The following is a 13,635-nucleotide window of genomic DNA, read 5'->3' on the forward strand; positions in this document are numbered from 1 at the left end:
GTTGACTGGTCATCCAATGGAGAATTGTCTGACCTAGTCAACTTTGCGGGGGAAATTCTAAGCAACCTAGATAAGGTTCCAGAATTTCTCCCTAAGAAACACTAATCAATAAATTGATAAGAAGATTAGAGGAACGCTTGAGCTAAAGCTCAAGATAAAGACGCAGAAATCAATAAATTGATAACTGGGATAGAGGTACGCCTGAGCTAAAGCTCAAGATAAAGACGCAGTAATCAATAAATTGATAACTGGGATAGAGGTACACCTGAGCTAAAGCTCATGCATAAGAAACACTAATCAATAAATTGATAAGTGTTTCTAAAATTTCTACTTGTTTTTTAGAATTTAAAATGGGAAAATATAATAGTCTATGTATAGGCATTTTTAAAGGAGGTGAATCGACGTGGAAAATTTCGATAAAGTAAAAGATATCATCGTTGACCGTTTAGGTGTAGACGCTGATAAAGTAACTGAAGATGCATCTTTCAAAGATGATTTAGGCGCTGACTCACTTGATATCGCTGAATTAGTAATGGAATTAGAAGACGAGTTTGGTACTGAAATTCCTGATGAAGAAGCTGAAAAAATCAACACTGTTGGTGATGCTGTTAAATTTATTAACAGTCTTGAAAAATAATAAATCTTACATCTGGGTCGTCAGTATTGTCGACTCAGTTTTTTTCTTTAATTATCAATAGTTTTAACGTAAAATTAAAGATGATTCAAGAGCAACACATAAAGGAGATAAAATAATGTCTAAACAAAAGAAAAGTGAGATAGTTAATCGTTTTAGAAAGCGCTTTGATACTAAAATGACAGAGTTAGGCTTTACTTATCAAAATATTGATTTATACCAACAAGCATTTTCGCATTCGAGTTTTATTAATGATTTTAATATGAATCGTTTAGACCATAATGAGCGTTTAGAGTTTTTGGGTGATGCGGTATTAGAATTGACGGTTTCACGATATTTATTTGATAAACATCCCAACTTGCCAGAAGGGAATTTAACAAAAATGCGTGCCACTATTGTATGTGAGCCCTCACTTGTAATATTTGCGAATAAAATTGGATTGAACGAAATGATTTTACTTGGTAAAGGTGAAGAGAAAACAGGGGGACGTACAAGACCATCATTAATATCAGATGCATTCGAAGCATTTATTGGGGCATTGTATTTGGATCAAGGACTAGATATAGTTTGGAAATTTGCTGAGAAAGTTATTTTCCCACATGTAGAACAAAATGAGTTATTAGGCGTGGTAGATTTTAAAACACAATTCCAAGAATATGTGCACCAGCAAAATAAAGGTGATGTAACCTATAATTTAATAAAAGAAGAGGGACCGGCACATCATCGTCTATTCACTTCAGAAGTTATTCTGCAAGGGGAAGCAATAGCTGAAGGTAAAGGGAAAACGAAAAAAGAATCAGAACAACGTGCTGCTGAAAGTGCCTATAAGCAATTAAAACAAATTAAATAGAAATTTATATGATACGACATATAGGTGTTCGATTTAGGATTTAAGGAAGAATTTTTAATATTTTATGGAACAACTTCGAAATTTAATATACAAATATTAAAATATCGTATACATGTGTTCTTTAAAATTGTGATAAGGAGTTTAGGATGGTTTATTTAAAATCAATAGATGCCATTGGATTTAAGTCTTTTGCAGATCAAACCAATGTTCAATTCGATAAAGGTGTAACTGCAATTGTTGGTCCAAATGGAAGCGGTAAAAGTAATATTACAGATGCTATTAAATGGGTGTTGGGTGAACAATCGGCTAAATCATTACGTGGCTCAAAAATGGAAGATATTATCTTCTCAGGTGCAGAACATCGCAAAGCTCAAAATTATGCTGAAGTACAGTTAAGATTAGATAATCATTCTAAAAAGCTCAGTGTTGATGAAAACGAAGTTATTGTAACAAGAAGATTGTATCGAAGTGGTGAAAGTGAGTACTACATAAATAATGACCGTGCAAGATTAAAAGATATTGCCGATTTATTTTTAGATTCTGGATTGGGAAAAGAAGCGTATAGCATTATCTCGCAAGGTAGAGTTGATGAAATACTAAATGCTAAACCAATTGATAGACGTCAAATTATTGAAGAATCGGCTGGTGTACTTAAATATAAAAAACGTAAGGCTGAATCATTAAATAAACTTGACCAAACAGAAGATAATTTAACGAGAGTAGAAGACATTTTATATGATTTGGAAGGTCGCGTAGAACCTCTAAAAGAGGAGGCAGCTATAGCTAAAGAATATAAGACACTTTCACATCAAATGAAACATAGTGACATTGTAGTTACAGTGCACGATATTGATCAATATACAAATGACAATAGACAATTAGATCAACGTTTAAATGATTTACAAGGTCAACAAGCAAATAAAGAAGCTGACAAGCAACGTTTAAGCCAACAAATTCAACAATATAAAGGTAAACGACATCAACTTGATAACGATGTTGAATCGCTTAATTATCAATTAGTAAAAGCTACGGAAGCCTTTGAAAAATATACGGGACAATTAAATGTTTTAGAAGAACGTAAGAAAAATCAATCTGAAACAAATGCACGATATGAAGAAGAACAAGAAAATTTAATGGAGCTTTTAGAAAATATATCAAATGAGATTTCTGAAGCTCAAGATACTTATAAGTCTCTGAAAAGTAAACAAAAAGAACTCAATGCTGTCATTCGTGAACTTGAAGAACAACTATATGTTTCAGACGAAGCACATGATGAAAAATTGGAAGAAATTAAAAACGAATACTATACATTAATGTCAGAGCAATCAGATGTTAACAATGATATTCGTTTTTTAAAGCATACTATAGAAGAGAATGAGGCTAAAAAATCAAGACTAGATTCTCGATTAGTTGAAGTTTTTGAGCAATTGAAAGATATTCAGGGTCAAATAAAAACGACAAAAAAAGAATATCAACAGACCAACAAAGAACTTTCTGCTGTAGATAAAGAAATTAAAAATATAGAAAAAGATCTCACTGATACAAAAAAAGCACAAAATGAATACGAAGAGAAATTGTATCAAGCATATCGATATACCGAAAAAATGAAAACACGTATTGATAGTTTGGCAACGCAAGAGGAAGAATACACTTATTTTTTCAATGGCGTCAAACATATTTTGAAAGCTAAAAATAAAGAATTAAAGGGTATTCATGGTGCAGTTGCGGAAATTATTGATGTGCCATCTAAATTAACTCAGGCAATTGAAACAGCATTAGGTGCTTCATTACAACATGTCATTGTAGATTCAGAAAAAGATGGACGCCAGGCTATTCAATTTTTAAAAGAACGTAATTTAGGTCGTGCGACGTTTTTACCATTAAATGTTATACAGAGTAGAGTGGTAGCGACTGATATTAAATCTATTGCTAAAGAGGCAAACGGATTTATTAGTATTGCTTCGGAAGCAGTGAAAGTAGCACCAGAATATCAAAATATTATCGGGAATTTATTAGGTAATACGATTATCGTTGATCATTTAAAGCATGCAAATGAATTGGCACGTGCGATTAAATATCGAACTCGTATTGTTACTTTGGAAGGTGATATTGTAAACCCTGGTGGTTCTATGACTGGTGGTGGCGCTCGTAAGTCCAAAAGTATTCTGTCTCAAAAAGACGAGTTGACAACAATGAGACACCAATTAGAAGATTACTTGCGTCAAACAGAATCATTTGAACAACAATTTAAAGAGTTGAAGATAAAAAGTGATCAATTAAGTGAACTGTATTTTGAAAAAAGTCAAAAGCATAATACACTTAAAGAGCAAGTGCATCATTTTGAAATGGAGCTCGATAGATTAACTACACAAGAAACACAAATAAAAAATGATCATGAAGAATTCGAATTTGAAAAAAATGATGGTTATACGAGTGACAAAAGTCGACAAACTTTGAGTGAAAAAGAAACTCATTTAGAAAGTATTAAAGCATCTTTAAAACGACTAGAAGATGAAATTGAACGCTACACAAAACTTTCTAAAGAAGGTAAGGAAAGCGTAACTAAAACACAACAAACGTTACATCAGAAACAATCTGATCTTGCTGTGGTTAAAGAGCGTATTAAAACACAACAACAGACAATAGATCGATTAAATAATCAAAGTCAACAAACTAAACATCAATTAAAAGATGTTAAAGAAAAAATTGCATTCTTTAATTCGGATGAAGTGATGGGCGAACAAGCTTTTCAAAATATTAAAGATCAAATTAATGGTCAACAAGAAACGAGAACACGCTTATCTGATGAATTAGATAAATTGAAACAACAACGTATTGAGTTGAATGAACAAATCGATGCGCAGGAAGCTACACTACAAGTTTGTCACCAAGATATTTTAGCTATCGAAAATCACTACCAAGATATTAAAGCTGAACAATCAAAGTTAGATGTATTAATTCATCATGCGATAGATCATTTAAATGATGAATATCAATTGACTGTTGAACGTGCGAAATCTGAATATACGAGTGATGAATCGATTGACGCATTACGTAAAAAAGTTAAGTTAATGAAGATGTCGATTGATGAACTAGGTCCTGTAAACTTAAATGCAATTGAACAATTTGAAGAGTTAAATGAACGTTATACATTTTTAAGTGAACAACGTACAGATCTTCGTAAAGCTAAAGAAACATTAGAGCAAATTATAAGTGAAATGGATCAAGAGGTTACTGAAAGATTTAAAGAAACTTTCCATGCTATTCAAGGACATTTTACAGCTGTGTTCAAACAATTGTTTGGTGGAGGCGATGCAGAATTGCAATTAACTGAAGCCGATTATTTAACAGCTGGTATTGATATTGTGGTACAACCACCGGGTAAAAAGTTGCAACATTTATCGTTACTGAGTGGTGGTGAGCGTGCATTAACTGCTATTGCTTTACTATTTGCAATTTTAAAAGTAAGATCTGCACCTTTTGTTATATTAGATGAGGTTGAAGCTGCACTAGATGAAGCAAATGTTATTAGATACGCAAAATATTTAAATGAGTTATCAGACGAAACACAATTCATTGTTATTACACACCGTAAAGGAACAATGGAATTTGCAGATAGGTTATACGGTGTAACAATGCAAGAATCAGGTGTTACTAAACTTGTGAGTGTGAATTTAAATACAATAGATGATGTGTTGAAGGAGGAGCAATAATGAGCTTTTTTAAACGCTTAAAAGATAAGTTTGCAACAAATAAAGAAAATGAAGAAGTTAAATCCTTAAGAGAAGAACAAGGTCAAGACAAATTAGAAGATACACATTCTGAAGGTTCAACGCAGGACGTAAATGATTTAGCAGAAAATGCTGAAGTGAAAAAGAAGCCACGCAAGTTGAGTGAAGCGGATTTTGATGACGATGGCTTAATATCAATTGAAGATTTTGAAGAAATTGAAGCTCAAAAAATGGGTGCTAAATTTAAAGCAGGACTCGAAAAATCTCGTCAAAATTTCCAAGAACAATTAAATAATTTGATAGCGAGATATCGTAAAGTAGATGAAGACTTTTTTGAAGCTTTAGAAGAAATGTTAATCACTGCAGACGTCGGTTTTAATACAGTGATGACGTTAACTGAAGAATTACGTATGGAAGCACAACGACGTAATATTCAAGATACTGAAGATTTGCGTGAAGTCATTGTTGAAAAAATCGTAGAGATTTACCATCAAGAAGATGATAATTCAGAAGCTATGAACATAGAAGATGGTCGTTTAAATGTCATTTTAATGGTCGGTGTGAATGGTGTTGGTAAAACAACAACAATTGGAAAATTAGCTTACCGATATAAAATGGAAGGTAAAAAAGTAATGTTAGCTGCGGGCGATACTTTTAGAGCGGGTGCTATTGATCAATTGAAAGTTTGGGGCGAACGTGTTGGTGTAGATGTAATTAGCCAAAGTGAAGGTTCTGATCCAGCTGCTGTTATGTATGATGCGATTAATGCCGCTAAAAACAAAGGTGTTGATATTTTAATCTGTGATACCGCTGGACGTTTACAAAATAAAACAAATCTAATGCAAGAATTAGAAAAAGTTAAGCGTGTAATTAATCGAGCAGTGCCAGATGCGCCTCATGAAGCATTACTATGTTTAGATGCTACAACTGGTCAGAATGCGTTGTCACAAGCTAGAAACTTTAAAGAAGTAACAAATGTTACAGGTATTGTATTAACGAAATTAGATGGTACAGCCAAAGGTGGTATCGTATTAGCCATTCGTAATGAATTGCACATTCCAGTTAAATATGTAGGTTTAGGTGAGCAATTAGATGACTTACAACCATTTAACCCTGAAAGTTATGTCTACGGCTTATTCGCTGATATGATTGAACAAAATGACGAAATAACAACAGTTGAAAATGATCAAATTGTAACAGAAGAAAAGGACGATAATCATGGGGCAAAATGATTTAGTTAAAACGTTACGAATGAATTATTTGTTTGATTTTTATCAATCCTTATTGACGAATAAACAACGTAATTATTTGGAATTATTTTATCTCGAAGATTATTCTTTAAGTGAAATCGCAGATACTTTTAATGTGAGTAGACAAGCAGTTTATGATAATATAAGAAGAACTGGCGATTTAGTTGAAGATTATGAAAAGAAATTGGAATTATACCAGAAATTTGAGCAACGCCGAGAAATATATGATGAAATGAAACAACATTTAAGTAATCCAGAACAAATACAACGTTATATTCAACAATTAGAAGACTTAGAATAGATATAAATTGAGGGAGGACATCGATATGGCATTTGAAGGCTTATCAGAACGCCTGCAAGCGACGATGCAAAAAATGCGTGGTAAGGGTAAACTTACTGAAGCTGATATAAAGATAATGATGCGTGAAGTAAGATTAGCGTTATTTGAGGCTGACGTAAACTTTAAAGTGGTAAAAGAATTTATTAAAACAGTATCAGAACGCGCATTAGGTTCCGATGTAATGCAATCATTAACACCAGGGCAACAAGTTATTAAAATAGTTCAAGATGAATTAACGAAGTTGATGGGTGGAGAAAATACATCGATTAATATGTCAAATAAACCACCTACTGTTGTTATGATGGTTGGTTTACAAGGTGCTGGTAAAACAACAACTGCAGGTAAATTAGCATTATTGATGCGTAAAAAATACAACAAAAAACCTATGTTAGTTGCAGCAGATATTTATCGTCCAGCAGCGATAAATCAATTACAAACAGTAGGGAAACAAATTGATATTCCTGTATACAGTGAAGGAGATCAAGTAAAGCCACAACAAATTGTAACTAATGCATTAAAACATGCTAAAGAAGAACATTTAGACTTTGTAATCATTGATACAGCAGGTCGATTACACATCGATGAAGCATTGATGAACGAATTAAAAGAAGTAAAAGAAATTGCTAAACCAAACGAAATTATGTTAGTTGTCGATTCAATGACGGGTCAAGATGCTGTCAATGTTGCAGAATCTTTTGACGATCAACTTGATGTCACAGGTGTTACCTTAACTAAATTAGATGGTGATACACGTGGTGGTGCAGCTTTATCTATTCGTTCGGTGACACAAAAACCAATTAAATTTGTTGGTATGAGTGAAAAGTTAGATGGTTTAGAGCTATTCCATCCTGAACGTATGGCATCACGTATTTTAGGTATGGGTGATGTGTTAAGTTTAATTGAAAAAGCGCAACAAGATGTGGATCAAGAAAAAGCAAAAGATTTAGAGAAAAAGATGCGTGAGTCATCGTTTACTTTAGATGATTTTTTAGAACAACTTGATCAGGTGAAAAATCTAGGACCACTGGATGATATTATGAAAATGATTCCAGGTATGAATAAAATGAAAGGGCTAGATAAGCTTAATATGAGTGAAAAGCAAATTGATCATATTAAAGCGATTATCCAGTCAATGACGCCGGCTGAAAGAAACAATCCAGACACATTGAATGTATCACGTAAAAAGCGTATTGCTAAAGGGTCTGGTCGTTCATTACAAGAAGTCAATCGTTTGATGAAACAATTTAACGATATGAAGAAAATGATGAAACAATTCACTGGTGGCGGTAAAGGTAAAAAAGGTAAACGCAATCAAATGCAAAATATGTTAAAAGGTATGAATTTACCGTTTTAATGTTTAATATAACACGCTGATTTTTGTTGCAATGAGATGTGCATCCCGAAAGTTATACTAAAGAATATAACTTTATGGGGTGCATATTTTTAGATACACAATAATAATTAAAAACTGAAATTGCGGATTTGCTAGAACATGAGGTTATTGTTGCTAATATTAATAAGTTATATTGGTGGAACATGTGCGTTAGAAGTGGTACCATTCATGTCCTTACGAGATAAATTAACTTAACACGTAGGTGGTGAAGGCTACTATGAATTTTTATAACCTATTAACAGTCTAATTTAGTAATCACATAGTTATTATTGTAAGAAAAAGGTTCAATAATTTTCCTGGTAAAGAAAAAACTCTTTACAAACATTCATACACCTGTTAATATTATTTCTTGTAGAAAATAAAAATTAAAACATGACTTAAAGGAGATTTTATAAATGGCAGTTAAAATTCGTTTAACACGTTTAGGTTCAAAAAGAAATCCATTCTATCGTATCGTAGTAGCAGATGCTCGTTCTCCACGTGACGGACGTATCATCGAACAAATCGGTACTTATAACCCAACGAGCGCTAATGCTCCAGAAATTAAAGTTGACGAATCGTTAGCTTTAAAATGGTTAAATGATGGTGCGAAACCAACTGATACAGTTCACAATATCTTATCAAAAGAAGGTATTATGAAAAAATTTGACGAACAAAAGAAAGCTAAGTAATTTAGCGTAAAATTGTTCTAACAATAAGAATAACTCGTTTACACTGACAGTTATTACTCAATGATACGTTGGGAATATCACATGTTAGTAATATAGAACGTATTGGGTACCATAATGGTGCCCTTTTTCTTTGAATTATTTTCAATTAAAATAGAAGTGTTCAAAGCATAGAGTTGGAGGTAATAGAATGAGAGTTGAAGTTGGTCAAATTGTTAACACACATGGTATTAAAGGTGAAATTAAAGTAAAATCCAATTCAGACTTTACAGACGTTCGTTTTCAACCCGGTCAAGTGCTGACAGTTGTGCATAACAATAACGACCTTGAATATACTGTTAAGTCACATAGAGTGCATAAAGGGCTTCATATGCTTACATTTGAAGGTATTAATAATATTAATGATATTGAGCATTTAAAAGGGAGTTCTATTTATCAAGAGCGTGATCATGAAGATATCGTACTTGAGGAAAATGAATTTTATTATTCAGATATTATAGGATGTACAGTTTTTGATGATCAAGAAACACCAATAGGTCGTGTAATTAATATATTTGAAACAGGTGCGAATGATGTGTGGGTGATTAAAGGATCTAAAGAATATTTGATTCCTTATATTGCTGATGTTGTAAAAGAAGTGGATGTTGAAAATAAAAAAATTATCATCACGCCAATGGAAGGATTGTTGGATTAATGAAAATTGATTATTTAACTTTATTTCCTGAAATGTTTGATGGTGTTTTAAATCATTCAATTATGAAACGTGCCCAAGAAAACAATAAATTACAAATCAATACGGTTAATTTTAGAGATTATGCAATTAACAAGCACAACCAAGTAGATGATTATCCGTATGGTGGCGGACAAGGTATGGTGTTAAAGCCTGAACCTGTTTTTAATGCGATGGAAGACTTAGATGTCACAGAACAAACACGCGTTATTTTAATGTGTCCACAAGGCGAGCCATTTTCACATCAGAAAGCTGTTGAATTAAGCAAGGCTGACCACATCGTTTTCATATGCGGACATTATGAAGGTTACGATGAACGTATCCGAACACATCTTGTCACAGATGAAATATCAATGGGTGACTATGTGTTAACTGGCGGTGAGTTACCGGCAATGACAATGACTGATGCTATTGTTAGACTGATTCCAGGTGTTTTAGGTAATGAACAGTCACATCAAGACGATTCATTTTCAGATGGGTTATTAGAGTTTCCGCAATATACACGTCCACGTGAATTTAAGGGTCTAACAGTTCCAGATGTTTTATTGTCTGGAAATCATGCCAATATTGATGCATGGAGACATGAGCAAAAGTTGATCCGCACATATAATAAAAGACCTGACTTAATTGAAAAATATCCATTAACTAATGAAGATAAGCAAATATTAGAAAGATATAAAATAGGATTGAAAAAAGGTTAGTATTGTGCTAACATATTCTGAGTGTGGAAACACAAAAATCACTATGATCCGCTGCTATATATTTGTCGAGGCAAGAACATAGGTTGAAGAGGAGAATTTATAATGACAAATCACAAATTAATCGAAGCAGTAACTAAATCACAATTGCGTACAGACTTACCAAGTTTCCGTCCTGGTGATACTTTACGTGTACACGTACGTATCATTGAGGGTACTCGTGAGCGTATCCAAGTATTCGAAGGCATTGTAATTAAACGTCGTGGCGGTGGCGTTTCTGAAACGTTTACAGTTCGTAAAATTTCATCAGGTGTTGGCGTGGAACGTACATTCCCATTACACACACCAAAAATTGAAAAAATCGAAGTTAAACGTCGTGGTAAAGTACGTCGTGCTAAATTATATTACTTACGTAGTTTACGTGGTAAAGCTGCTAGAATCCAAGAAATTCGTTAATCAGCATTTAAACAAAGCTATGTATGAGTCAAATTCGACTCAAACAATAAAGCCATCTAGGTCACTTTTATGGAGTGATATAGATGGCTTTTTTTGCTGTTTAGTTAATGTAAAGTTGATAATGTAATTGTTTTTTTCTTATTTATTCATAACGTGTTTGCTCAAAAATGCTTATATAAACAAAAATCTACTAAGTGCCATTGAAAAGGACTTAGTAGATTTATTAAATATATGCGTAGCAACATTATTTTTGTCTTGCCCATCTCGTGAAAATAATACTACATATAATGCCAAATATAGTAATTGTTATAAGTAAATAATAGTATGGTGGGGTATAGCTCAATTGAATCTTTGTTATATTTTTAGGTGCTTTAATGCCGGTCATAACACCATTTACTTGTGCAACTTTAAGACTTTGATCACCTGATGTCGCTTTCATACCTTGATTATATGCTGTTGGCAAAACAATATACCCAGATGAATTTTTATTTTTAGTAATAGTATAACCTTGCTTTGTCTTACTAACTTTGACAGCCTCTAATGAATTTGAAGCGTCTTTAAGCGTGGTATAATCTTCGCCGTATATCCCTTTTAAATTTACTCGATACTTACCTTTAGGCAATGATAATCTAATTCTATCTGAAGCTTTAATGCGTATCGTTACGGGTGTTACAAAGCGTCGATATTTATAAGTGAGTTTATTTCTTTCTTGTGTATATTCATTCACTTTAACATCATGAGCTTTATCCGGCGAAAGTAATTCTAAATCCATTTCAAAATACAAATCTTTAAATTGATTAGAAACTGATTTTGGCAACTGTACAGTTAGACCACCATTATTTTGTTTAACTTGTAATAAATGTTTTGTAGGAGATTGCCAGGCTGAACTATTTAATTTAATTGTTGAATCTGATAGTAAATTTTTATTGGCTTTAAAATGTGTATTAACATCTTTAGTATTGTTAGAAACAATCCCTTGCAACATTGCTTGTTCTTTATCTAATGGAGATTTTAATTCTTTATTGGAAAAGACCTTATTTGTAATATGTGCACTTGGATAATGGATGGTATTTTTAGAATGAATCCAACGAACTTTATTGTCTTTGTGTTCAGAGTTAATTTTAAATCTATATGGTAAGTTGTCATCATGATTCACTCTAATTCGATCATTAACATTCCAAAGTGATAGTAAATTTTGACGATTGCCAAGTAATCTATAAGTGCTGTTTTTATCAATTGGCATATTAATTTGGAGTGTCTTGTCATAATATTTTAAAATGTCTCCATTAAAAATACTAGAATATAATGAAATGCCATTATAATGATATATAAATGGTGAATTTAATGCATAGTCTGACATATAATCAATGCGATTAAATGGGCCTGTTGCATTTTGATTTATCTTTTTTATAAGCTGGTTTACATAGTTACTATGGTAATCATGTTGTTTCAACGTTGATAATGATTGTTGATAAGGTTTGATTGCCATATTTTTGTTGTTATCTAAAATGACGATTTGTTGAATCATAACGATTAATACTAATATTGCAACGGTTAATTTTTTATAACGCCATAAACTAAATTTTAAAATAACGGCAAGCACCATTAGCAGGATAATACCTACTATAAGTGCAAGTGGGTGTGTCGGTGATAGTAATACATAAAGTAATGCGATGATACTTACTGGTATTGTTCTGATTAAATAATATTTCATATTTAATGTTGATAAATGTTGAATAAACAATCCGCAAAGAGCGCTTGATGATAGTGCTAAGATATACACCCAACGCCTTTCTGGAAATGAAAAACCATTAAAAGCACTGTCGAAATACTGTGATAATGAACCAATAAATAATATCCATGTTACTATTGCGAAAAGTCTATAAAAGTAAAAACGATACAGTTTGAATGACAATAATGCAACGATAGTAAGAATTGAAATCGTAATATAAAATCCATCGCTAAAGAAAAAATAATGATAATCAAGTGGTGTCAAAAACGGTATATCAACATTGGGATTTTGCTTTCTGTCATTTTCCAAAAACGCAGAAATGCCAGTGAATAAACCAAATACACTTGATAACACACTCAAAACTGTAGCAGATATGACGCAAATAAATTTTTGTGTTCTAGAGACAATGTCATATTTGTAAGTGAAAATGAGTCGATATAAATAGTAGCAACCTATAATAATAGCTTGATAATAACTGAAATAAAAATTGCTAAATAGTGTTAAGGCTATCGCAACAATGAAAATACCGATTTTGCGTTGTTGAAAATATCTTTCCAAACCAAGAATCGATAATGGCAATAAATATAATAAATTTCCATAAAATGACCAAGTAAAATTAAAGTATATAACGACAGTTGACATGCCGTATAAAATCGTAGCGATCATATTTGTTGAGCGTTTAAAGTGTAATATTTTAAATAAGTAGAAGGTCACGACAAATGTTATGATAGCTCGTATCATAGCCATAATAAGTTGGTTTGTCGGCCAAAAATGTATTGTTGTCGGATTAAATATACCAACCGTTTCTCCTATTTTAATGAATAGAAAATTTAGCCACATTAAAGGTGACAGCGAATAATAATATGATAGTCCTTTCATATAATCGCCACCTAATCCAAACGATGCATCATATAAACTAGAAAAACTACTTAGATGTTCATACAAATACATTTGAAATGGCATCATTTGACGGAATCCATCTCCAGCCCCACTAAAAACAGTACCATTCACAATATAATCATAGATATGAGTAGAAAATAAAATAAGCGTTAATATTACACTAATGAAAGTTATAACAAAGAATTGTTTGACGTTTGAATTTAGCCACTTTTTTAACACAACATTATCCTCAACTTTCAAATTTAAAATTAAG

Annotated in this window: 11 protein-coding genes; 10 read left to right on the forward strand and 1 reads right to left on the reverse strand. The window is 32.4% G+C overall.

Features of this window, described 5'->3' with window-relative positions; genetic code table 11:
* The first annotated feature begins 403 nt into the window (after positions 1 to 403).
* The 10 genes from NSS86_RS04755 (at position 404) to rplS (ending at position 10,750) form a co-directional block, all read left to right on the forward strand.
* Positions 404 to 637: an acyl carrier protein gene (locus NSS86_RS04755; protein WP_000426914.1), complete on the forward strand. Its 234-nt coding sequence runs from the start codon at positions 404 to 406 to the stop codon at positions 635 to 637.
* Positions 638 to 752: 115 nt separating this feature from the next.
* Complete coding sequence (gene rnc, locus NSS86_RS04760) at positions 753 to 1,484, forward strand: ribonuclease III (protein ID WP_000043237.1); 732 nt, start codon at positions 753 to 755, stop codon at positions 1,482 to 1,484.
* A 146-nt stretch (positions 1,485 to 1,630) separates the two neighbouring features.
* Positions 1,631 to 5,197, forward strand: coding sequence for a chromosome segregation protein SMC (gene smc, locus NSS86_RS04765; protein ID WP_000262698.1), 3,567 nt, complete (start codon positions 1,631 to 1,633; stop codon positions 5,195 to 5,197).
* Positions 5,197 to 6,447 (forward strand): signal recognition particle-docking protein FtsY, encoded by a 1,251-nt coding sequence (gene ftsY / locus NSS86_RS04770; RefSeq protein ID WP_000007678.1) that lies wholly within the window; start codon positions 5,197 to 5,199, stop codon positions 6,445 to 6,447. The genes smc and ftsY overlap by 1 nt, the downstream gene beginning before the upstream one ends.
* Positions 6,434 to 6,766, forward strand: coding sequence for a putative DNA-binding protein (locus NSS86_RS04775; RefSeq protein ID WP_000531320.1), 333 nt, complete (start codon positions 6,434 to 6,436; stop codon positions 6,764 to 6,766). The genes ftsY and NSS86_RS04775 overlap by 14 nt, the downstream gene beginning before the upstream one ends.
* 25 nt (positions 6,767 to 6,791) lie before the next feature.
* Entirely contained in the window at positions 6,792 to 8,159 is a 1,368-nt protein-coding gene (ffh, locus tag NSS86_RS04780) for a signal recognition particle protein (RefSeq protein WP_000863468.1), read from the forward strand.
* A 434-nt stretch (positions 8,160 to 8,593) separates the two neighbouring features.
* Positions 8,594 to 8,869, forward strand: a complete 276-nt coding sequence (rpsP, locus tag NSS86_RS04785; protein ID WP_000268756.1) for a 30S ribosomal protein S16 — start codon at positions 8,594 to 8,596, stop codon at positions 8,867 to 8,869.
* A gap of 187 nt (positions 8,870 to 9,056) precedes the next feature.
* On the forward strand, positions 9,057 to 9,560 hold the full coding sequence (gene rimM, locus NSS86_RS04790) for a ribosome maturation factor RimM (RefSeq protein ID WP_001261987.1): 504 nt from the start codon (positions 9,057 to 9,059) through the stop codon (positions 9,558 to 9,560).
* The gene (gene trmD / locus NSS86_RS04795; RefSeq protein ID WP_000687330.1) at positions 9,560 to 10,297 is read left to right on the forward strand and encodes a tRNA (guanosine(37)-N1)-methyltransferase TrmD; all 738 of its coding nucleotides are present in this window, start codon (positions 9,560 to 9,562) and stop codon (positions 10,295 to 10,297) included. The genes rimM and trmD overlap by 1 nt, the downstream gene beginning before the upstream one ends.
* 102 nt (positions 10,298 to 10,399) lie before the next feature.
* The gene (gene rplS, locus NSS86_RS04800; RefSeq protein ID WP_000181402.1) at positions 10,400 to 10,750 is read left to right on the forward strand and encodes a 50S ribosomal protein L19; all 351 of its coding nucleotides are present in this window, start codon (positions 10,400 to 10,402) and stop codon (positions 10,748 to 10,750) included.
* Positions 10,751 to 10,994: 244 nt separating this feature from the next.
* Here rplS and yfhO read toward each other — a convergent pair whose 3' ends face one another.
* Positions 10,995 to 13,601 carry a lipoteichoic acid-specific glycosyltransferase YfhO gene (yfhO, locus tag NSS86_RS04805; RefSeq protein WP_000915238.1) on the reverse strand — a complete coding sequence of 869 codons (2,607 nt, stop codon included), beginning with the start codon at positions 13,599 to 13,601 and terminating at the stop codon, positions 10,995 to 10,997.
* Between the last annotated feature and the right edge of the window lie 34 nt (positions 13,602 to 13,635).

This window comes from Staphylococcus sp. FSL W8-0056 (genome assembly GCF_037963075.1).
In the GTDB taxonomy this organism is placed as follows: Bacteria; Bacillota; Bacilli; order Staphylococcales; family Staphylococcaceae; genus Staphylococcus; species Staphylococcus aureus.